18 protein-coding genes and 1 other RNA gene are annotated in these 21,890 nt (G+C 67.4%); 11 read left to right on the top strand and 8 right to left on the bottom strand.

Annotation, left to right across the window (positions count from 1 at the left end; all coding sequences use genetic code 11):
• The first annotated feature begins 36 nt into the window (after positions 1-36).
• From purH to BCO18175_RS24870, 6 genes are all read left to right on the top strand, one after another.
• Positions 37-1,602 (top strand): bifunctional phosphoribosylaminoimidazolecarboxamide formyltransferase/IMP cyclohydrolase, encoded by a 1,566-nt coding sequence (purH, locus tag BCO18175_RS24895; protein ID WP_174974077.1) that lies wholly within the window; start codon positions 37-39, stop codon positions 1,600-1,602.
• Between the two features lie 151 nt (positions 1,603-1,753).
• The gene (ruvC, locus tag BCO18175_RS24890; protein WP_174974075.1) at positions 1,754-2,296 is read left to right on the top strand and encodes a crossover junction endodeoxyribonuclease RuvC; all 543 of its coding nucleotides are present in this window, start codon (positions 1,754-1,756) and stop codon (positions 2,294-2,296) included.
• 156 nt (positions 2,297-2,452) lie between these two features.
• Positions 2,453-3,034 (top strand): Holliday junction branch migration protein RuvA, encoded by a 582-nt coding sequence (ruvA, locus tag BCO18175_RS24885; protein ID WP_174918620.1) that lies wholly within the window; start codon positions 2,453-2,455, stop codon positions 3,032-3,034.
• Between the two features lie 119 nt (positions 3,035-3,153).
• Positions 3,154-4,224 carry a Holliday junction branch migration DNA helicase RuvB gene (gene ruvB / locus BCO18175_RS24880; protein ID WP_174974073.1) on the top strand — a complete coding sequence of 357 codons (1,071 nt, stop codon included), beginning with the start codon at positions 3,154-3,156 and terminating at the stop codon, positions 4,222-4,224.
• Between the two features lie 24 nt (positions 4,225-4,248).
• Positions 4,249-5,202 (top strand): oxygenase MpaB family protein, encoded by a 954-nt coding sequence (locus tag BCO18175_RS24875; RefSeq protein WP_174985059.1) that lies wholly within the window; start codon positions 4,249-4,251, stop codon positions 5,200-5,202.
• 142 nt (positions 5,203-5,344) lie between these two features.
• Positions 5,345-6,481: a ParB/Srx family N-terminal domain-containing protein gene (locus tag BCO18175_RS24870; protein WP_438820510.1), complete on the top strand. Its 1,137-nt coding sequence runs from the start codon at positions 5,345-5,347 to the stop codon at positions 6,479-6,481.
• Positions 6,482-6,541: 60 nt separating this feature from the next.
• On the opposite strand, the gene BCO18175_RS24865 is transcribed toward BCO18175_RS24870, so the two are convergent.
• The 3 genes from BCO18175_RS24865 to tyrS are packed head-to-tail and all read right to left on the bottom strand — an operon-like array spanning position 6,542 to position 8,927.
• The gene (locus BCO18175_RS24865; protein ID WP_174974069.1) at positions 6,542-7,207 is read right to left on the bottom strand and encodes a histidine phosphatase family protein; all 666 of its coding nucleotides are present in this window, start codon (positions 7,205-7,207) and stop codon (positions 6,542-6,544) included.
• A gap of 23 nt (positions 7,208-7,230) precedes the next feature.
• The gene (gene dtd, locus BCO18175_RS24860) at positions 7,231-7,689 is read right to left on the bottom strand and encodes a D-aminoacyl-tRNA deacylase (protein ID WP_174985056.1); all 459 of its coding nucleotides are present in this window, start codon (positions 7,687-7,689) and stop codon (positions 7,231-7,233) included.
• Positions 7,686-8,927: a tyrosine--tRNA ligase gene (tyrS, locus tag BCO18175_RS24855; protein ID WP_174985053.1), complete on the bottom strand. Its 1,242-nt coding sequence runs from the start codon at positions 8,925-8,927 to the stop codon at positions 7,686-7,688. Before tyrS ends, dtd begins: the two co-directional genes overlap by 4 nt.
• Before the next feature lie 142 nt (positions 8,928-9,069).
• Here tyrS and BCO18175_RS24850 point away from each other — a divergent pair, with 142 nt between their 5' ends.
• The gene (locus BCO18175_RS24850) at positions 9,070-10,218 is read left to right on the top strand and encodes an anhydro-N-acetylmuramic acid kinase (RefSeq protein ID WP_174985050.1); all 1,149 of its coding nucleotides are present in this window, start codon (positions 9,070-9,072) and stop codon (positions 10,216-10,218) included.
• Positions 10,219-10,330: 112 nt separating this feature from the next.
• Here the strand turns inward: BCO18175_RS24850 and erpA are convergent, their stop codons facing one another.
• The 3 genes from erpA to rplM form a co-directional block, all read right to left on the bottom strand.
• The gene (gene erpA, locus BCO18175_RS24845; protein ID WP_011350956.1) at positions 10,331-10,702 is read right to left on the bottom strand and encodes an iron-sulfur cluster insertion protein ErpA; all 372 of its coding nucleotides are present in this window, start codon (positions 10,700-10,702) and stop codon (positions 10,331-10,333) included.
• Positions 10,703-10,920: 218 nt separating this feature from the next.
• Entirely contained in the window at positions 10,921-11,313 is a 393-nt protein-coding gene (gene rpsI, locus BCO18175_RS24840) for a 30S ribosomal protein S9 (protein WP_006476904.1), read from the bottom strand.
• A 10-nt stretch (positions 11,314-11,323) separates the two neighbouring features.
• The gene (rplM, locus tag BCO18175_RS24835; RefSeq protein ID WP_041490553.1) at positions 11,324-11,752 is read right to left on the bottom strand and encodes a 50S ribosomal protein L13; all 429 of its coding nucleotides are present in this window, start codon (positions 11,750-11,752) and stop codon (positions 11,324-11,326) included.
• A gap of 311 nt (positions 11,753-12,063) precedes the next feature.
• On the opposite strand from rplM, the gene BCO18175_RS24830 reads away from it, so the two are divergent.
• Both BCO18175_RS24830 and BCO18175_RS24825 read left to right on the top strand, forming a co-directional pair.
• Positions 12,064-12,357 (top strand): DUF1090 family protein, encoded by a 294-nt coding sequence (locus BCO18175_RS24830; protein WP_174985047.1) that lies wholly within the window; start codon positions 12,064-12,066, stop codon positions 12,355-12,357.
• A 410-nt stretch (positions 12,358-12,767) separates the two neighbouring features.
• The gene (locus BCO18175_RS24825) at positions 12,768-13,232 is read left to right on the top strand and encodes an OsmC family protein (protein WP_172625585.1); all 465 of its coding nucleotides are present in this window, start codon (positions 12,768-12,770) and stop codon (positions 13,230-13,232) included.
• A 70-nt stretch (positions 13,233-13,302) separates the two neighbouring features.
• On the opposite strand, the gene rnpB is transcribed toward BCO18175_RS24825, so the two are convergent.
• An RNA gene (gene rnpB, locus BCO18175_RS24820) (RNase P RNA component class A) lies at positions 13,303-13,714 on the bottom strand.
• A gap of 65 nt (positions 13,715-13,779) precedes the next feature.
• Positions 13,780-14,844 (bottom strand): dihydroorotase, encoded by a 1,065-nt coding sequence (pyrC, locus tag BCO18175_RS24815; protein ID WP_174985044.1) that lies wholly within the window; start codon positions 14,842-14,844, stop codon positions 13,780-13,782.
• A 206-nt stretch (positions 14,845-15,050) separates the two neighbouring features.
• On the opposite strand from pyrC, the gene BCO18175_RS24810 reads away from it, so the two are divergent.
• Together BCO18175_RS24810 and BCO18175_RS24805 are read left to right on the top strand one after the other, a co-directional pair.
• Positions 15,051-15,962, top strand: a complete 912-nt coding sequence (locus BCO18175_RS24810; RefSeq protein WP_174918630.1) for a class II glutamine amidotransferase — start codon at positions 15,051-15,053, stop codon at positions 15,960-15,962.
• A 641-nt stretch (positions 15,963-16,603) separates the two neighbouring features.
• A complete protein-coding gene (locus BCO18175_RS24805) occupies positions 16,604-21,874 on the top strand; it encodes an autotransporter outer membrane beta-barrel domain-containing protein (protein WP_174985043.1) in 5,271 nt (1,756 codons plus the stop codon).
• Positions 21,875-21,890 lie beyond the last annotated feature (16 nt).

The following is a 21,890-nucleotide window of genomic DNA, read 5'->3' as shown; positions in this document are numbered from 1 at the left end:
CCCGTCCCCGTTTCCCTGGCTATTGGTGGTTCCATCATGATCAAGCAAGCGCTCATTTCCGTTTCCGACAAGACCGGCATCGTCGACTTCGCGAAGTCGCTGTCCGACCTCGGCGTCAAGCTGCTGTCGACGGGCGGCACCGCGAAACTGCTCGCCGACGCGGGCCTGCCCGTTACCGAAGTGGCTGATTACACGGGCTTCCCGGAAATGCTCGATGGGCGCGTGAAGACGCTCCACCCGAAGGTGCACGGCGGCATCCTGGCCCGCCGCGACCTGCCCGAGCACATGCAGGCGCTGGAACAGCACGGCATCCCGACGATCGACCTGCTCGTCGTGAACCTGTACCCGTTCGTCGCGACGATCGCGAAGGACGACTGCACGCTCGCCGACGCGATCGAGAACATCGACATCGGCGGCCCGACGATGCTGCGCTCGGCCGCGAAGAACCACCGCGACGTGACGGTCGTCGTCGATCCGGCCGACTACGCGGTCGTGCTCGATGAAATGAAGGCGAACGGCAATGCGGTCGGCTACCCGACCAACTTCCGCCTCGCGACGAAGGTGTTCGCGCACACCGCGCAATACGACGGCGCGATCACGAACTACCTGACGAGCCTGACCGACGAGCTGAAGCACGCATCGCGCAGCGCGTACCCGGCGACGCTGAACATGGCGTTCGACAAGGTGCAGGACCTGCGCTACGGCGAGAACCCGCACCAGACCGCCGCGTTCTACCGCGACCTCGCGACGCCGGCCGGCGCACTGGCGAACTACCGCCAGCTGCAGGGCAAGGAACTGTCGTACAACAACATCGCCGATTCCGACGCGGCGTGGGAATGCGTGAAGACGTTCGACGCACCGGCCTGCGTGATCATCAAGCATGCGAACCCGTGCGGCGTCGCGGTCGGCAACGATTCGGCCGACGCGTACGCGAAGGCGTTCCAGACGGATCCGACGTCGGCGTTCGGCGGCATCATCGCGTTCAACCGCGAAGTCGACGAAGCGGCCGCCCAGGCTGTCGCGAAGCAGTTCGTCGAAGTGCTGATCGCACCGTCGTTCTCCGACGCCGCGAAGCAGGTGTTCGCCGCCAAGCAGAACGTGCGCCTGCTGGAAATCGCGCTCGGCGACGGCCATAACGCATTCGACCTGAAGCGCGTGGGCGGCGGCCTGCTCGTGCAGTCGCTCGATTCGAAGAACGTGCAGCCGAGCGAGCTGCGTGTCGTCACGAAGCGCCAGCCGACCGCGAAGGAAATGGACGACCTGCTGTTCGCGTGGCGCGTCGCGAAGTACGTGAAGTCGAACGCGATCGTGTTCTGCGGCAACGGCATGACGCTCGGCGTCGGTGCAGGCCAGATGAGCCGCGTCGATTCCGCGCGCATCGCGAGCATCAAGGCGCAGAACGCGGGCCTGACGCTGGCCGGCTCGGCAGTGGCATCGGATGCATTCTTCCCGTTCCGCGACGGCCTCGACGTCGTCGTGGCGGCCGGCGCGACCTGCGTGATCCAGCCGGGCGGCTCGATGCGCGATGACGAAGTGATCGCCGCAGCCGACGAGCACAACATCGCGATGATCCTGACGGGCGTGCGCCACTTCCGTCACTGATCGCACGCGGCCCGCGAGGCCGCTGCACGACAACCCGGCGGCATCGCACCCGCCGGGTTTTTTATTGCGCGGCGCCCTCGTACGCGACCGTGCGGCCAGCGCACCGCACCATTCGTTGTAGTATCGCTGCATCAGGCTTCTCTCCTTACCCATGCGAATTCTCGGCATCGACCCCGGCCTGCGCGTCACCGGCTTCGGCATCATCGACGTCAGCGGCCACCGGCTCGCGTATGTCGCGAGCGGCGTGATCCGCACGCCGACCGCCGACCTGGCCACCCGGCTCGGCACGATCTTCCAGGGCGTCTCGACCATCGTGCGCGAGCACGCCCCCGACCAGGCCGCGATCGAAAAGGTGTTCGTCAACGTGAACCCGCAGTCGACGCTGCTGCTCGGCCAGGCGCGCGGCGCCGCGATCTGCGGCCTCGTCGCGGGCGGCCTGCCCGTCGCCGAATACACGGCGCTGCAGCTCAAGCAGGCGGTGGTCGGCTATGGCCGCGCGACCAAGACACAGATGCAGGAAATGGTCACGCGGCTGCTCAACCTCTCCGGACAGCCGGGCTCCGATGCGGCCGACGCGCTCGGCATGGCGATCTGCCATGCCCACAGCGGCAACACGCTCAGCACGCTCGGCGGCCTCGCGCCGGCGCTCGCGAAGAAAGGGCTGCGCGTGCGGCGCGGGCGGCTGGTCGGCTGATACCGGCGCGCGCCCTCGCGCGGCACGCCGGAGCGGCCGCCGTGCCCGCGCGCGACGCATACGCGACGTGCATCACCCCGGCCGGATAGCCGATCCCGTCGGCATTGCGCCCCACGTGCGCTACACTCGCGCTTTCTTCCTCGCATCACGCCATCCATGATCGGTCGCATCGCCGGCATCCTGCTCGAAAAGAACCCGCCTCATCTGCTCGTCGACTGCAACGGCGTCGGCTACGAAATCGACGTGCCGATGAGTACCTTCTACAACCTGCCGCAAACGGGCGAGCGCGTCGTGCTGCTCACGCAGCAGATCGTCCGCGAGGACGCGAACCTGCTGTACGGCTTCCTGACGCCGCAGGAGCGCACGACCTTCCGCGAGTTGCTGAAGATCACCGGCATCGGCGCGCGCATGGCGCTCGCCGTGCTGTCCGGCATGAGCGTGCAGGAACTCGCGCAGGCCGTGACGATGCAGGACTCCGCGCGCCTCACGCGCCTGCCCGGCATCGGCAAGAAGACGGCCGAGCGCCTGCTGCTCGAACTGAAGGGCAAGCTCGGCGCCGATCTCGGCGCGCTCGCCGGCGCCGCGTCGCCGTCCGACCACGCGACCGACATCCTCAACGCGCTGCTCGCGCTCGGCTATTCCGAAAAGGAAGGCCTCGCCGCGATCAAGAACGTGCCGGCCGGCACCGGCGTATCCGAAGGCATCAAGCTCGCATTGAAGGCGCTGTCGAAGGTGTAACGCCCGCATGACGCGCCGCCGACCGGTGCGTTGAAGCCAGTGTCGCGCAGCCGCGCGGCGCTCGCCAGTCGGCCGTTCGGCCAGGTGGGCGGGACAGCGGCGCGCGGTACAATGGCCGCATGATTGAAACCGACAAACTCGCCACCGAGCAGCGGATCATCGCCGCCACGCCCGCCTCGTCGCACGAGGAGGTGTTCGAACGTGCGCTGCGGCCGCGCCAGCTCGACGACTACGTCGGCCAGGAAAAGGTGCGCGGCCAGCTCGAGATCTTCATCGAAGCGGCCAAGCGCCGCTCCGAGCCGCTCGACCACGTGCTGCTGTTCGGGCCGCCGGGCCTCGGCAAGACAACGCTCGCGCACATCATCGCGCGGGAGATGGGCGTGAACCTTCGCCAGACGTCGGGCCCCGTGCTCGAGCGCGCGGGCGATCTCGCCGCGCTGCTGACGAACCTCGAAGCGAACGACGTGCTGTTCATCGACGAGATCCACCGGCTGTCGCCGGTCGTCGAGGAAATCCTGTATCCGGCACTCGAGGATTACCAGATCGACATCATGATCGGCGAAGGCCCGGCCGCGCGCAGCGTGAAGCTCGACCTGCAGCCGTTCACGCTGGTTGGCGCCACCACCCGCGCCGGGATGCTGACCAACCCGCTGCGCGATCGCTTCGGGATCGTCGCGCGCCTCGAGTTCTACGATGCCGATCAACTGTCGCGCATCGTGCGGCGCTCGGCGTCGCTGCTGAACGCGCAGATCGATCCGAACGGCGCGCTGGAAATCGCGAAGCGTTCGCGCGGCACGCCGCGGATTGCAAACCGGCTGCTGCGCCGCGTGCGCGACTTCGCGGAAGTGAAAGCCGACGGCCAGATCACCGCGGCCGTCGCCGATGCCGCACTCGCGATGCTCGACGTCGATCCGGTCGGCTTCGACCTGATGGACCGCAAGCTGCTCGAGGCGATCCTGTACAAGTTCGACGGCGGCCCGGTCGGCATCGACAACCTCGCGGCGGCGATCGGCGAAGAACGCGACACGATCGAGGACGTACTCGAGCCGTACCTGATCCAGCAGGGCTTCCTGCAGCGCACGCCGCGCGGGCGCGTCGCGACGCTGCTCACGTATCGCCACTTCGGGCTTTCCGTGCCCGACGCCGGCCGCACCGGACGCGGGGAGTGGGATACCCCCGACGGGAAGTAACCCGTCGCCCGAGCCGCACCCGCCATGACAACGCCGCCCAGCCGCCACCCCGCCGCACCCGCACCGGGCCCGCGCTGGGCCGAGCCGATCCGCAAGCGGCTCGTGGCCGGCGTCACGCACCTGACGGCCGGCGGCGGTGGCCCGTCGCTCGACCTCTCTTCGCCGCCGGGAGACCCGGGGCTGTTCGGCCCCGACGCCGTCTGCTGGCGCGTGCATGCCGACTTCACGTCGATGATGACGGGCGGCATCGCCGCGCTGCTGCTGCAGGCGCTCCATCCGCTCGCACTCGCGGGCGTCTGGGATCACTCGTCGTTTCGCACCGACATCCTGGGCCGCTTGCGGCGCACCGCCACGTTCATCACCGGTACGACGTTCGGCAGTCGCGCGGACGCACTCGCACTCATCGAGCGCGTGAAATCGATCCACGCGCACATATCGGGCACAGCACCGGACGGACGGCCGTACCGCGCCGACGATCCGGCATTGCTGACCTGGGTGCATGTCGCGGAAGTGTCGAGTTTCCTCGCCGCGCATCTGCGCTACGTGAATCCGGCGCTGCCGGGCGAGTGGCAGGACCGCTACTTCGCCGAAACGGCATTGGTCGCCGAACTGCTCGGCGCACACGAGGTTCCCCGTTCGCGCGCCGAGGTGGCCGCGTATCTCGCGCGCATGCAGCCCGAGCTCGAGGCCGGGCCGCGCACCTTCGACGTGATGTCCATCCTGCTGAACGTGCCGGTTGCGAAGCCCGCGTTGCGGCCGGCTGCGTCGCTGGTGATGCACGCCGGGATCGACCTGCTGCCGCCGTGGGCGCAGCGCATGCTCGGCGTGTCGGCATTCGCGCCGCTGCGGCGCGCGGTGGTCCGGCCGGGCATACGGGTCGTCGCCCCGGTGCTGCGCTGGGCGCTCGTGAACGGCGCATCAAAGCGTGCACGCCGCCGCGCCGCCGCGACACCGCCCGACGGCACCCCGTCTGCCTGACGATCTGCTTCCTCCGATCATTTCAATTTACTGTCAAATACCTGTGACAAGCTGACGGGCTTGCACCCGCGCACGGTCGCACGTGCCCCACGTCCCGCCTGCCGTGACCCGCGCGGTGTCCCGCCAACCCGACCGACACCCGATGCCCGCGATGCCACGCCTGCCGATCCGTTTCGCCCTTGCCGCCAGCCTGTCCGCCGTCTTCGCCCTCACCGCGTGCGGCGGCGACGATGTCACCGCCGTCGCGCGTTCGGACGCGCAAACGCCGCCCGGCAGCACCCCGACCACGCCTGCGCCCACGCCGCCCGCCACCGTCACGCCGCAACCGGGCAAATGGAAGGCCGCCCGTGCGGGCGACCTGATCGACGTGACGCTCGGCGACCTCCATCCGACGCAGGGCGCGATCGGCTACGACCAGATCTACTACAAGCTTGGCCGCTACGAACTGCAGCCCGACAAGAAATTCGACGACTTCTGCGCGGACGAAGGCCTCGGCGGCGTCGCTTCGGCCGGCTACACGGCCAGGTCGGTGCTGCGCGAGCCCGCGAGCTACACATGCACGACGACCGACGCGAACGCCCGCGACCGCTCGGTGCTGAACCCGGTCGTGATCGGCCCGAACGGCGATGCGCTTTTCCTCACCGACGGCCACCACGGCCTGTCGACCTACTACGAGACGCCCGACGGCGGCCCGGCGCTGCACGTGCACGTCGTCGTCAAGGACAACCTCAGCGACTACTCGGGCGACGCGTTCTGGCAACAGATGCGGAGCCGCGGCTACCTGCGCCTCAAGAACGGCGAAGGCAAGGCGATCACGACCGCTCAACTGCCGACCGGGCTTGGCCTGAAACTCGGGATGACGAACGACCGCTACCGCTCGCTCGTCTATTTCACGCGCGACATCGGCTACAGCAAGCCTGCGCAAGCCACCGACTACCTCGAGTTCTATTGGGCCGACTGGCTGCGCGCGCAACCGGGCACGTTCTCACTCGCCGGCTATGACCTGACGCGCGCCGGCACAACCGACCCGGATCCGGCGAAGGCCGACACGGGCTACCTGAACGCGGCCTGGAATGCGTCGACGCGCATGGTCGCGGCCACGGACCCCGTGATCGACGGCAAGACGGGCGCCGACCTCGGGCGCGCGGACGCGATCAACGGCGGGAAGAAATACAACAAGGGGGAATTCGACAAGCTGCGCCAGCCGATTTCGGCGGACAAGCCCGGCAAGATCGCGTACGCGCTCGACTACAAGACGCGCCACGCGCTGCCGCAGTAAGCAGCCAGCACCATGCGGGAACGGCACCCCGGCCGGCCATGCCGGACGGGGCCTGCCGGCTCAGAGCACCTTGCGGTACCCGTCGTCGTCGTCGCTCGCGGCGTCCAGGTGCGACACGTCGGCCCACTGCACGACCTGCGCACGGCCATCGACATAATCGACGACGTTGATGCTCGTGTTGAGCAGCTGATAATTGCGCGGCGCCGACAGCTCGATGCCGTTCGCGAACCGGTAAACGCTGTCGAGCACACCGCCGTGCGCGACGCATGCGATCCGGCCGCCCGGATGCTCGGCGACGATCGGTTCGAGCGCATGCAGCACGCGGTGGTAGAACTCGCGCTGCGACTCGCCGCCCTCCGGCGCAAAACCGGGGTCACGCGTCTGCCAGGCCGCGTAGGCGTCGGGGAACAGCGTCTCGATCTCGGCGCTGTCGTGCCCCTGAAACTGGCCGTAAGAGCGTTCGCGCAGCCCTTCGCGCAGCCGCAGCGACAGCCCGAGCGCGTCGGCGAACGGCTGCGCGGTCTGCTGCGCGCGCATCAGGTCGCTCGAATAGATCGCGTCGAGCCGCGCGCCGTCACGCGCGTCGCGTGCGAGCCGCGCGGCCAGCTTTTGCGCCTGCGCGAGCCCCGTGTCGGCCAGCGGGATGTCGATATGACCCTGGATGCGCTTGATGCGATTCCAGGCCGTCTCGCCGTGGCGGATGAAAAGAATCTGCGTGGTGGCCATCGCGGTGCGTCTCCGGGGAAGAATCAGGGCCGCACTTGCAGCCAGAATGTCACGGGGCCGTCGTTGACGAGCGACACCTGCATGTCGGCGCCGAACTCGCCCGTCTCGACGACCGGATGGCGTGCACGCGCGGCCGCGACGAAATAGTCGAACAGCCGCGCGCCTTCGTCGGGCGGCGCGGCCGGCGTGAAGCTCGGACGCAGCCCGCTGTTGGTATCGGCCGCCAGCGTGAACTGCGACACGAGCAGCAGGCCGCCTGCGCGGCCCTCACCGTCGATATTCGACACCGGCAGGTTCATCTTGCCGGCGGCGTCGCTGAACACGCGGTAGCCGAGCATCTTCGCGAGCAGCTTGTCGGCTGCTGCGTCGGTGTCGCCGCGCTCCGCGCAGACGAGCGCGAGCAGGCCCACTCCGATCTCGCCCGTCGTGCGGTCGCCGACGCGCACGTCGGCGCGCTTCACGCGCTGGATCAGCGCGATCATGCAGTCAGCGTGACGCGCGCGAAGCGGCGCTTGCCGACCTGCACGACGAACTCGCCGGCCTCGACCTTCAGGCCCTTGTCCGACACGATCGCGCCATCGATCTTCACGCCGGCCTGCTCGATGTTGCGCAGTGCCTCGCTCGTCGACGGCACGAGCCCTGCCTGCTTGAGCAGTTGGCCGATCGCGAGCGGCGCGCCCGCGAGCGTGACCGACGGAATGTCGTCCGGCACGCCGCCCTTCGCGCGGTGGTTGAAGTCCTCGAGCGCACGCTCGGCGTCGGCCTGCGAATGGAAGCGCGCGACGATTTCCTGCGCGAGCAGCACCTTGAAGTCGCGCGGGTTGCGGCCGCCTTCGATCTCGCGCTTGAAGCCGCCGATCTCGTCCATCGGGCGGAACGACAGCAGTTCGAAGTAACGCCACATCAGCGTATCCGAGATGCTCATCAGCTTGCCGAACATGTCGTTCGGCTGCTCGCTGATACCGACGTAGTTGCCCTTCGACTTCGACATCTTTTCGACGCCGTCGAGGCCTTCGAGCAGCGGCATCGTGAGAATGCACTGCTGTTCCTGGCCGTACTGCTTCTGCAGCTCGCGGCCGACCAGCAGGTTGAACTTCTGGTCGGTGCCGCCGAGCTCGAGGTCGGCGTTCAGCGCGACCGAATCGTAGCCCTGCATCAGCGGGTACAGGAATTCATGGATCGAGATCGGCACGCCGCCCTGGAAGCGCTTCGTGAAGTCCTCGCGTTCGAGGATCCGCGCGACCGTGTAGCGCGACGCGAGCTTGATCATCCCGTCCGCGCCGAGCGGCATCGACCATTCGCTGTTGTAGCGGATCTCGGTCTTGTCGCGGTCGAGCACGAGCGCGGCCTGCTCGAAGTAGGTCTTCGCGTTCGATTCGATCTGCTCGCGCGTGAGCGGCGGGCGCGTCGCGTTGCGGCCCGACGGATCGCCGATCAGCGACGTGAAATCACCGATCAGGAAGATGACCGTATGGCCGAGGTCCTGCAGCTGGCGCATCTTGTTCAGCACGACCGTATGGCCGATGTGGATGTCCGGTGCGGTCGGGTCGAGGCCGAGCTTGATACGAAGCGGCGTGCCGGTGGCCGCGCTGCGCGCGAGCTTCTGCGCGAACTCTTCCTCGACCAGCAGCTCGTCGACGCCGCGCTTCGTGACGGCGAGCGCATGCCGGACTTCGTCGGTGATCGGGAAAACGGGCTTGGAACTGGGTTCGGTGCTCATCGGTGCCAGGAAGAATGTCGCAAAAACAGGGATTTTCCCATAACTTGCGCGCCCATCGCTTAACGGCGCGCCACGTTGCGCGGATAATCGGGCGCAAGGCGCGCGGCACCGGCCCGCGCCGCACGATCCAGGAGGACCCAACGTGCCGCAACGACAGCCGCAAAACGCCCATCCGGCCGACGGCATCTACTTCGGGCTGATGTCGGGAACCAGCATGGACGGCGTCGATGGCGTCGCCGTGCGTTTCGAGGCCGGCAAGGCGCCGGTCGTGCTGGCGGAAGCGTTCGTCGGCTTCGCGCAATCGCTGCGCGACGCGCTGTTCGCGCTGCAGCAGCCCGGCGACGACGAGATCGACCGCGAAGCGCTCGCGGCGAACGCGCTGGTCGCGCGCTATGCGGTGTGCTGCCACGAATTGCAGCGCACGGCCGGGCTGTCGCGCGACGAGATCCGCGCGATCGGCGTGCACGGCCAGACCGTGCGCCATCGCCCCGAGCGCGGCTATACGCGGCAGATCAACAACCCGGCGCTGCTCGCCGAGCTGGCCCAGGTCGACGTGATCGCCGATTTCCGCAGCCGCGATGTGGCCGCAGGCGGCCACGGCGCGCCGCTCGCGCCGGCCTTCCATGCCACGGTGTTCGGCGCGCCGGGCGAAACGCGCGTCGTCTGCAATCTCGGCGGGATCAGCAACATCACGATCCTGCCCGGCGAAGGCGGCGACGTGCGCGGCTTCGACTGCGGCCCCGCGAATGCGCTGCTCGACGAATGGGCGACCCGCCATCTCGGCAAGCCGTACGACGACGGCGGCAAGTTCGCCGCGCGCGGCACCGTCCATGCGCCGCTGCTCGACGCGCTGCTCGACGAGCCGTATTTCGCCGCACCGCCGCCGAAAAGCACCGGGCGCGACCTGTTCAATCCCGCATGGCTCGACGCGAAGCTCGCCGCGTTCGCGCAGGTCGCGCCGCAGGACGTGCAGGCGACCCTCACGGCGCTCACCGCCGTGTCGGTCGCACGCGAGATCGCGCAACATGCAGCGGGCTGCAAGGCTGTATTCGTATGCGGCGGCGGCGCACGCAATCCGGTGCTGCTCGATGCGCTCCGGCACGCGCTGCGCGACGCCGGCGTGCCGGCCACGGTCGATACGACCTCAGCGCTCGGCGTGCCGCCGCAGCAGGTCGAGGCGCTCGCGTTCGCATGGCTCGCGTACCGCTTCACCGCACGCCAGCCCGGCAATCTCGCGACGGTCACCGGTGCGGCCGGCAACCGCGTGCTGGGCGCGCTGTATCCGCGTTGACGCGACGCCCGCCGCAAGGCGGGCGCGGCATTGCCATCGCATACGGGCATAAAAAACGGGGCATGAAGCCCCGTTTTTCATTCCGGCGAACCGGATCGGATCTGCCGTGCGCTCAGACCGAGAACGACGAGCCGCACCCGCAGGTGGTGCTCGCGTTCGGGTTCTTGATCACGAACTGGGCGCCGTTGAGGTCGTCCTTGTAGTCGATCTCGGCGCCGACCAGGTACTGGTAGCTCATCGAGTCGATCAGGAGCTGGACGCCGTTCTTGTTCATCACGGTGTCGTCCTCGTTGACTTCCTCGTCGAACGTGAAGCCATACTGGAAGCCGGAGCAGCCGCCGCCCTGCACGAACACGCGCAGCTTCAGGTCGGGATTGCCCTCTTCGTCGATCAGTTGCTTGACCTTGTCGGCTGCGGCGTCGGTGAAGACGAACGGAACCGGCATTTCGGCCGTCGTTGCTGCGGATTCGGTAACAGCGTTCATTGCGAACTCTCCAAAAAGCTTTAGCCGCTATTGTAGGGCCGATCAGAAGATCGTGCTGAAGTCCATGAAATCAATAGGTTCTTGTCGATTTCATCAAACGCGCCCGCGCGGGCCGCGGCAGCATGCGCCTGGAAACGGACATAAAAAAACCGCCAGCGCGAACACTGGCGGTTTTTCCGGCGGACGCCGCCCGGGAGCGGCGAGGCCATGAAGCGGAATTAACGCTTCGAGAACTGCTTTGCGCGGCGTGCCTTGCGCAGACCGACCTTCTTACGCTCGACTTCACGCGCATCGCGCGTGACGAAGCCTGCGCTCGACAGCGACGGCTTGAGCGTCGCATCGTAGTCGATCAGTGCACGGGTGATGCCGTGGCGCACTGCACCTGCCTGACCCGTTTCGCCGCCGCCGTTGACGTTGACCTTGATGTCGAACGTCTGGCCGTGGTTCGTAAGTTCCAGCGGTTGACGCACGATCATCAGCGACGTTTCGCGCGAGAAGTAGTCAGCGATGGGCTTGCCGTTGACGATGATGTCGCCCTTGCCAGCCTTGATGAAGACACGTGCGACTGCGCTCTTGCGGCGGCCCGTACCGTAGTTCCAGTTACCGATCATGTGGGTCCCCTTAGATCTCGAGCGCCTTCGGCTGTTGAGCCGAGTGCGGATGCGTCGCTTCTGCGTAGACCTTCAGCTTCTTGATCATCGCGTAGCCGAGCGGGCCCTTCGGCAGCATGCCCTTGACCGCCTTCTCGAGCGCACGGCCCGGGAAGCGTTCTTGCATCTTGCCGAACGTCGTTTCATAGATACCGCCCGGGTAGCCCGAGTGACGGTAGTACTTCTTGTCCAGCGTCTTGTTGCCCGTGACTTTCAACTTGCTCGCGTTGACGATGATGATGAAATCACCAGTGTCGACGTGCGGGGTGAACTCAGGCTTGTGCTTGCCGCGCAGACGGCGTGCCACTTCGCTGGCAACACGGCCGAGAACCTTATCCGTCGCGTCAATCACGTACCATTCGCGCGTCACCTCATGGGCTTTTGCGGAAAACGTCTTCATGATCGATCCAAAAAAAATGCTTTGCCCGATGTGTTCGTCCTGCTTGTCTGTGTGCGCTTCGAGGCGCGGTGCAGGCTCTCCCTGTTCTTTTTCCGTGGGCATGAATGCGGAAAAGCCCTGAATTATAAAGGAAATACGGCAACGCGGTCAAAGGGAATCCACTTCCCGTGCCCGCGGCGGCTGAAATGGGCCAAAATCCGTTCGTGCCCCGACAAGCTAGGCGAACCGAGCGCCCGGGGAGGCACCCATCGACGCGCGGCACCTGACCTTGCCGCGCCAGGCCGGCCGAATCTGGAAAACAACAAACAAGCATGATGAATCAACGACTTACGCCCCTCCTCGCGGCCGCGCTGCTGGCCGCCGCGGCGCCTGCCGTCGCCGCCCGCACCGACTGCGAAGCCAAGCTCGACGCGCTCGATACACGCGTTGCCGAAGCGCGCGCCGCCCATGCCGAGGATCGCGTCGCCCGCCTGCGCGCGGTGCGCGAACGCGTCCGCCACTTCTGCGCACGCGGGCACGGCCATGCGTCGGCCGTCCACGCGCCGGCACCTGGCGCACGCTCGCCCGGCGCGACCTCGCAGCCCACCGCGAAGCAACCGGTGTAACGATGCCGGGGCGCGCAAGCCGCGCGCCGATGTTTGCATGGGACGAAAAAAAGCCCGAACGGCTGGTTCGGGCTTAATCCACCATAGGAGGAGGGTGGAGGAGACATTCGGAGGTTGCCGCAGCGCGACAACCAATGAGGCTCATTATACGAACGCACCACCGACTCCACAAGAAAATTTGCATTACGAAATCAAACACCATAATGCGGAATTTCAAGCGGCGCGTTTGAAAAATTTGTTTTCCCTTTAAAATCAATCACCTGATCTCGACGAGTCTGATCAGGCACCGCCCTCGTCTAGAGCAAAACCCCTAAAAACGGACGGGAATTGGCCGTCCGACGCACCGCGCGCGCGGCGCCTGCGTTGCGCGTCGTGCAGCGCATCAGCCGACCGTTACGCAGCGGGCTACAATGCCGGATCGAATCCGAATCAGGCAACGCTGGAGTGCAAGCATGGAATGCAAAGTAAGCTGGATGGGCCAGGACGGCATGGCGTTTTCCGCCGAGACCGGTAGCGGCCACCTCGTCACGATGGATGGCGCGCCCGAAGGTGGCGGCCACAATCTCGCGCCGCGCCCGATGGAAATGGTGCTGCTCGGCACCGGCGGCTGCACTGCCTATGACGTCGTGCTGATCCTGAAGAAGAGCCGCCAGGAAGTCAGCGGCTGCTCGGTCACGCTGAAGGCCGAGCGCGCGAGCGAAGACCCGAAGGTGTTCACGAAGGTGCATTTCCACTTCACCGTCACCGGCCGCAACCTGAACCCGTCCACGGTCGAACGCGCGATCAACCTGTCGCACGACAAGTATTGCTCCGCGTCGATCATGATCGCGAAGACGGCCGAACTCACGCATTCGTTCGACATCGTCGCCGGCTGAACGCACGGCGAGCGCGCATGAAAAAAGGGCCGGCGCTCCGCAAGGAGACGCCGGCCCTTTCGCATTCGAACGGCAAAGCAGGCCGATAAGCCGGATTCTGTGCACGCTGCGCGCCGAAGCGCACAACGCGTGGCAGCCATTCCTCTAGGCGCGCCATTGCTGACGCGCTCAAGCTTCCTACCCGCAGACGAGACGGGGGCCCCGTCCTGCATCCGAAAATGCGCGCCTGCCTACTTGGAATTGCTCCGGGTGGAGGTTACCGTGCCGGCGAACGTCGCCGTCGCCGCGGTGCGCTCTTACCGCACCGTTTCACCCTTACCTGATCCCGGCTTGCGCCGGGCCATCGGCGGTTTGCTTTCTGTTGCCCTGTTCCGCGTGTCACCACGGATGGCCGTTAGCCATCACCCTGCCCTGTGGAGTCCGGACTTTCCTCGCCCCCGCGCGCCCGAAGGCGGCGAGGCCGCGACTGCCTGGCCTGCTTTGCGACGCGCATTCTAGCACCGAGCGCTACCGGCCGTGTGGCCGGGTTCGCGCGGCGGCGCGGGGGTCAAACCAGTTTCCAGCCGATCGTCTCGCCGCCGCGCAGCGGCACGACGGGCGTATCGCCCGCGAAGATCTCGCGGGGCAGTTCCCATGACTCGCGACGCAGCGTGACCGTGTCGGCGCTGCGCGGCAGCCCGTAGAAATCGGCGCCGAAGAAGCTCGCGAAGCCTTCCAGCTTGTCGAGCGCGCCGGCGTGGTCGAACGCTTCCGCATACAGTTCGAGCGCGTGCAGCGCCGTGTAGCAGCCCGCACAGCCGCACGCGGTTTCCTTCGCGTCGCGCGCATGCGGCGCGCTGTCGGTGCCGAGGAAGAAGCGCGGGTTGCCCGACGTCGCGGCCTCGACCAGCGCGACGCGATGCGTCTCGCGCTTCAGCACCGGCAGGCAGTAGTAATGCGGGCGAATCCCGCCGACGAACAGCGCATTGCGGTTGTACAGCAGGTGATGCGCGGTGATCGTCGCGCCGAGCAGGCCGGGCGCCGCATCCGCGTCGCGCACGTAGTCGGCCGCATCCTTCGTCGTGATGTGTTCGAACACGACCTTCAGGCCCGGGAAATCGCGGCGCAGCGGCGTCATCACGCGGTCGATGAAGACCTTCTCGCGGTCGAACAGGTCGATCGACGCATCGGTCACTTCGCCGTGCACGAGCAGCGGCATGCCGGTTTCCTGCATCGCCTCGAGCGTCTTCGCGCATTTCGCGAGATCGGTGACGCCGTGGTCGGAATTCGTCGTCGCGCCGGCCGGATACAGCTTCACGCCGTGCACGAAACCGCTTTCGCGCGCGCGGCGGATCTCGTCGGGCGGCGTGTTGTCGGTCAGGTACAGCGTCATCAGCGGTTCGAACGTCATCCCGGCCGGCAGCGCGGCGAGGATACGCTCACGATAGGCCTGCGCCTGCGCGGTGGTCGTCACCGGCGGCTTCAGGTTCGGCATGACGATCGCGCGGCCGAACTGGCGCGCGGTGTGCGGCAGCACGGCGGCCAGCATGTCGCCGTCTCGCAGGTGCAGGTGCCAGTCGTCGGGACGGGCGAGCGAGAGCGTCGCCGGGGAGGAAGCGTTCGAGGCAGTCATAGGAGGCGTCGTGAGGAACGGCCGGGCCATCGGCGGGGCCGGAACGCGCGTGCGCGGGCCGACTGACGGCAAACCGCAACACGGGGCCTTCGGCCGGCGGAATCCGCTTTTTACCGCTCGGGGCTCGGTGATATGCTAGAAGCCGCATTGTACCGGGGTTCGCCCGGTTCGTTACCCCCCCGCCTCAGCCTGCTGCCCCAAGTAAAATGTGCCAACTCTTAGGAATGAACTGCGCCGCGCCGACGGACGTCACATTCTCCTTCACAGGTTTCGCGGCCCGGGGCGGGCTCACCGATCACCATGCCGACGGCTGGGGCATCGCGTTCTTCGAAGATAAAGCCTGCCGCCTGTTCATCGATCACCAGGCATCGGCCACATCGCCGATCGCCGAAATGGTGAAGCGCTACCCGATCAAATCCAAGAACACGATCGCGCACATCCGCAAGGCGACGCAAGGCCACATCCTGCTCGAGAACAGCCATCCGTTCATGCGCGAGCTGTGGGGCCGGCACTGGATCTTCGCGCATAACGGCGACCTGCAGGACTACGCACCGGACATGGACGGCAGCGTCTACCATCCGGTCGGCACGACCGACAGCGAACAGGCATTCTGCGTGCTGATGCAGGGGCTGCGCGAAGCGTTCCCCGGCGCGCAGCCGCCGCTGCCCGAGCTGTTCGAGCGCGTCGGCGAGCTGACCCGCGGCATCACCGATCACGGCGTGTTCAACTTCCTGATGTCGAACGGCCAGGCGCTGTTCGCACACTGCTCGACACGGCTGCACTACCTCGTGCGGCGCTGGCCGTTCTCGACTGCCCACCTCGTCGACGAAGACCTGTCGATCGACTTCGCGAAATACACGACGCCCGAGGATCGCGTCGCGGTGATCGCGACGCAGCCGCTCACCGACAATGAAGTGTGGACCGCGTTCGAGCCGGGCGAGCTGATCATGTTCCAGTGCGGCGACGTCGCCGCGCGGATGCGGATCCCGGTGCCCGAACGCGTGCTCGAGAAGCTGCGCAATCCGTCACTCGACGCGTCGGCGTCGGCGCCGCGCGACGCACGCGAGGCGCTCGCCACCGCCGCCGACGTCGATTCCGACGACGCGATCGACTTCTGAGCCCGGCGCGCCGGCGCCCGCTTCCCTTCATCTGGCCGCCGCTGCACGGCGAGTCGATGGCCTGCTACGCGTAATCGTGGCCGGCCATTTCGTGCGCATGCGACGCGACGACGTTCGCCATCGGCACAAATAGCCCACCCGAGCACGGATTTCGTTTCATCCGGATCACATTCCGGTATATCGAAGCGGTGCCGATCGACATGCTCTTGATTTAATTTATTTCCAAGAGAAAATAATTCAACGGTAAAAAATAAAACACTCCTCCTGACAACAAATAATCCGGGGGCCGCACTTTAACGCACCAATTTTGCGTGAACCGTGCGTCACCCCACCGATCCGGCAATCGCGAATTCACATCGCTTGAATCGACCAAACCCTTACACTTCAAGGACTTCAGTTCGATTCATCACACAAACAAAAAACATCAAATGAAAACGGCACGATTGCCGCATTTGTAAGCTTCCCGACAATCGCTCACGCTCCCGATCAATAGACTCCGCTCATCCACGGTGTAACGAATCGCGATTGGCGGAGAAACGGCCACGGCCGCCGCGCACCCATTCACGCCATTCCCCACCGCGGATTGCGATTTCACTGCACCGCGGTGAAAACCACATCAAAACAAGAGAGAGGGGCTTGTCGTGAATCATTCATTTCGATCGATCTGGAGCGAGACCACCGGCTGCTGGGTCGCGGTTGCGGAAACGGCACGGGCGCGCAGCAAGCGTTCGGGCCGGCCATCTGGCGCGAGCCGCCGCGTCGCACACGCGGCAACGCGCCGGCCATCGCTTCGCATCGCCGCAGTCGGCGCCGCGCTGGCCGCGCTGTCGGCCGGCTCCGCGTACGCGTCGACGTGCGGCAGCGGCGCGGTCGTCGCGACTGGCGGCACCTGCGCGCTCGGCAGCTTCAGCCCGACCGTCAACGACAACCTCGTCGGCGCCACGACCGTGTCGGGCGGCGACCGGGTCGGCCTGACAGGTGCATGGACCGGTGCGGCCGGCGACATGGGCTACACGCAGATGCCGCTCGGCAGCACGTCCGTCGTGTCGGGCAACCCGAATCAACCGCTGCTGTCGATCGGCGGCAAGACTCGAAGCGTCAGCACGCCCGATTCGATCACCGGTGGCCGGACATCGATCGCGACCTACGATTCGGCCACGTTCTCCGCATCGACTGCGGGCTCGACCAACGTACCGGTCTATCACGACGTGAACGGCAACCAGTACGTGAACACGCGAATCGGCACCGTCGATCGCTCCGGCGGGACGCTCGACGTGTCGATCGGCAATCCGGCAGGCTCGCCGACGGCAACCGGCAACGCGATCACGATGGCGCCGAAGCAGACGGACCTGTTCGTCGCGGACGGCACCGGTTCGGCGCAAAGCGTCATCAACTGGAATTCGCGCAACCAGGTCTGGCTGGGTACCGGTGACTATCTCGCGAATGGCGGCCCCGCAGGTCATGTCCTGCTCGAGGTGCCGGCGTATGCGGGCAGCTTCACCGCCTTCGACGGCAGCACGTGGACCGTCACCGACGAGGCGTCGCTTGCCGCATACAACAACTTCCTCGTGCGCTCGGTGAGCAGCGGCGCGCTCGGCTCGCAGGCCGCCTACGACAGCGCGTTCAACCAGGCCGTCACGTTCACCACGCAATCGTTCGGGTACGCGAACAACGTGTCGCCGGGCGACGAGAACGCGCTGCCGATGAACTACCTGACCGCACTGCACGGCACGGGCGCGAACGCGACACTGCATATCGGCAAGGATGGGCAGATCGACTTCCGCGGCACCAACACGATCGACTCGAGCTCGGCGGTCCTCGCGGAAAACGGCGCGCACTTCGTCAACGACGGCGGCCTGTCGGGCGACTTCACGCTCGTGCGCCTGCTGACCGGCGCGAGCGGCGTCAACAACGGCGTGATCTCGTCCGGCTATGCCGCCGGCGACAACTTCAACACGGGCGGCGCCGCGCCGCCCGACAACTTCAGCCTCAACGCGTACACCGAGGGCAACGGCGTCTACGCGAACGGCGCCGGCACGACCTTCGTCAACAACGGCGTGATGAACGTCGGCGCGTGGACCTTCAACACCACCCGCCCGGACCTGCAGAACTACGCGGTGGCCGCGACCGACGGCGCGAGCGCATCGAACGCCGGCACGATCAACGTCGGCGTCAACGCGACGACGCTCGACAGCCAGGTGATCGGCGGCCTCGTCGCCGGCGGCAGCTTCACGAACGAAGCCGGCGGCACGATCTATCTCGGCCGCGCGGCCCAGTACGATGCCGGCGCGCCGGAAGCCGTGAACGACGTCGCGCTGTCCGCGCACGCGTACGGCATCCTGCTCGGCGCCTCGGGCACCGCGAGCAACCTCGGCACGATCGTGATCGGCTCGCAAACGCAGAACGGCGCCGCGCTGGCGAGCATCGGCTCGTCGTCCGGCACGCTGACCAACGCGGGCGCGATCGTCGTCAACGGCGCGGCGTCCGGCACGCCGCTCGCCAACGTCGGCATGCTCGCGGCCGACACCGCCGCGACCGTGACCAACACCGGCACCATCACGCTGAACGGCGTCAACGGCATCGGCATCATGGTCGTCGGTGCCGGCACGACCGCGACCGCCGCGACCTCGACCGGCACGATCAACGTGGCCGGCGGCCTCGATCCCGCCTCGGGCACGCGCAACTATGGCGTGTGGGCCGAGGGGCCGCGCGCGAAGGCCACGCTCGACGGCGCGCTCAACCTGACGGGCACCGGCGCGATCGGCGTGCATGCGCGTTCTGGCGCGACGATCGACGTCGGCGCCAATGCCGTGCCCGCCTTCATGTCGGGCACCAACCAGATCGGCTTCTACGCGTATGGCACGGGCTCGAAGATCAACGTCGCCGCACAGCACCTCAGCGTCGACACCGACGATTCGACGCTGTTCCGCGTCGCGGGCGGCGCGGCCTACACGGGCGCGTCGACGGCCGGCACGCTGACGACCGACGTCAACGGCCAGCGCGCGCACGGCGTGCTCGCGACCGACGCCGGCACCGTGCTGTCGACCGGCAACGCGACCTACAACGTCAACGGCGCGAACGGCATCGCGATCGCGGTCGAAGGCGGCGCGCAAGGCACGATCGACGCGGGCGCGACGATCAACCTGAACGCGGCCGGTGCGATCGCCGGCGTCGTCGACGGCCAGGCGCACGACCTCGCCGGTGCCAATGCAGGCGCACCGGTCGCGACGATGCTCACCAACCACGCCGCCGTCACGTCATCGACGGCCGGCGTGACCGGCTTCGTCGCGCAGAACCTCGGCACGCTCGAGAACCGCGACACCGTGCTGCTGACGGGCGCCGGCTCGACGGGCGTCGTGATCGGCGCGCTCGGCACGGTGAACAACGCGTCGACGATCCACGTATCCGACGGCACCGGTGCGCTCGTCCAGGGTGCGTCGGCGACGCTCGCCAACGCGGGTTCGATCGAGGCCGACGACGGCATCGCGGGCGTGCACCTGACGGGTGCCGGCGCCTCGGTCGCGCTGTCGGGTGCCGGCACCGTGATCGCGAACGGCAGCGCCGACGGCGTGCTGATCGACCCGACCGTGACGGGCGGCGGGCTCGCGGCCGGCGCGACGTCGATCGCGGTCGGCGGCTCGGGCAAGGGAATCGACAACCAGGGGACGAACGCGACGATCGCGCTGTCCGGCACGCAGATCGGCACGACCGGCGGGGGCGCCGACGGACTGTCGTCGACAGGGGCCGGCGCACGCATCGCGGCCGATGCGGCGACCGTCGTCCGGACCACCGGCGACAACGCGCGCGGCTTCTTCGTGTCGGGTGCGGCTTCGACGCTGGCGGCCAACGGCACGATGGTTTCGACGACCGGCGCGGGTTCGGCCGCGATCGTGACGAACGGCGGCGCGACCGCACTGCTGTCGGGCGCGAAGATCACCACGTCGGGCACGACGGCCGACGGCCTCGTCGCGCAGAACGGCGGCCGCATCGGCGATACGGGCTCGACGATCGCCAGCGCCGCCGGCAACGGCGCCACCGCCGACAGCGGCGGCATGCTCGCGTTGACCGGCACGACGCTCAAGGGTGCGACGGCCGGCGTGCTGACGTCCGATACGCTCGCAAACGGCGCGACGAGTTCGGTGCTGGTCGACGGCGGCAGCGTCACGTCCGCCACCGGGCCGGCCTTCGCCGCGCGCGGCGGCACGGCCGACATCGCCGTGCGCAACGGCACGGTCGTGACCGCCGGCAACGGCACGCTGCTCGACCTGTCGAACCGCAGCAACACCACCTTCACCGCATCGGCCGTGAACCTGGCCGGCGACATCGTCTCCGACGCATCGAGCACCGGCAACGTGTTCCTCGCGAACGGCACCACGCTGACCGGCAAGATCGATCCGGTCGCGCTGACGGTGGACAACACCAGCACGTGGCGCATGACGGGCAGCTCCGTGCTGAGCAGCCTGAACAACGCGGGCCTGGTCGCATTCGCGGCACCGACCGGTTCGCCGACGCTCGCGGGCAGCTACAAGACGCTGACAACCGGCAGCTACGTCGGCAACGGCGGCACGATCGCGCTCAACACGTTCCTCGGCGCCGACGCATCGCCGACCGATCGGGTGATCGTGAACGGCGGCGCGGCGAGCGGCACGACGGGCCTGAAGATCGCCAACACGGCCGGCACCGGCGCACAGACGAAGGGCGACGGGATTCCGGTGGTCGTCACGACCAACGGCGGCACGACCACCACATCGGCGTTCCAGCTCGCAGGCCCCGTGCAGGCGGGTGCGTACGAATACCGGCTCTATCGCGGCGGGCAAGGCGACGCGAACGGCTGGTACCTGCGGTCGCAGCTCGATTCGACGGACCCCGGCGACCCGATCCATCCGTCCGGCGGCGGTGATGGCGACGGTAGCGGCAACGGAAACGGCGGCGGCACGCTCGCGTATCGGCCTGGCGTCTCGGGCTATGCGCTCACGCCGCTGCTCAACGCCGACTATGGCTTCTCGACGCTCGGCAAGCTGCACGAGCGTGTCGGTGACATCTACAACCTCGAAAAACAGCAGCCCGGCAATCGCGACGGCGTGTGGGGGCGCATCGGCGGCCAGAGCCTCGACGCGAACGCGGGCCGCTTCGCGGCCGACGAACGCACGTTCTTCGCGCAGTTCGGCAAGGACTGGACGCTCGACCAGGCACCGAACGGCGGTGGCAGCACGCATGCGGGCGTGACGGCCAGCATCGGCGTGTCGAACGCGAGCTTCAGCGACATGGCGCGCGCCGATACGGCCAACCTGTCGACGTCGACTGGCTCGGTCGAGATGCACGCGCAGAGCATCGGCGGCTACTGGACGAAGTACCTGTCCGACGGAACGTACTTCGACAGCGTCGGGCAGGTCACGCACTACGGCAACCGCTATCGCGACAGCTACGGCAACGAGGCGTCGCAGAACGGCTTCGGCATCGCGCTGTCGCAGGAAGTCGGCAAGCCGTTCGCGATCGGCGCGCTGCCGGTTGCGGTCGAGCCGCAAGCGCAGTTGATGGCCCAGTACCTGAAGCTGAACGGGTTCAACGACAACGTCTCGGCGGTATCGGGCACGACGACGAACGCGCTGCGCGGCCGCGTCGGCGTGCGCATCTTCCGGCCGAACCTCCAGTCGGATTCGGGCGGCGGCGCCGCGACGCCGTACTTCACGGCCGACGTGCTGCACGACTTCCTGTCGCCGGGCCAGACCGTCGTCGGCGGCACGCCGTTCGCGACGCATCTCGGTCGCACGTGGTACGAGCTCGGCGTCGGCGTGACCGCGGGCTTCGGCAAATCGGGCGAGCTGTATGCGAACGCGAAGATCGCGCGCAACATCGGCGGCGACTACCGGCGCGGCATCGTCGGGCAGGTCGGCTACCGCTACAGCTGGTAACGCACGACCTGCGGAC

It is taken from the genome of Burkholderia lata (genome assembly GCF_902499335.1).
GTDB classification, from domain to species: domain Bacteria; phylum Pseudomonadota; class Gammaproteobacteria; order Burkholderiales; family Burkholderiaceae; genus Burkholderia; species Burkholderia lata_B.
Note: the sequence above shows the minus strand (reverse complement) of the source record. Positions and strands in the feature narration are given on the sequence as shown.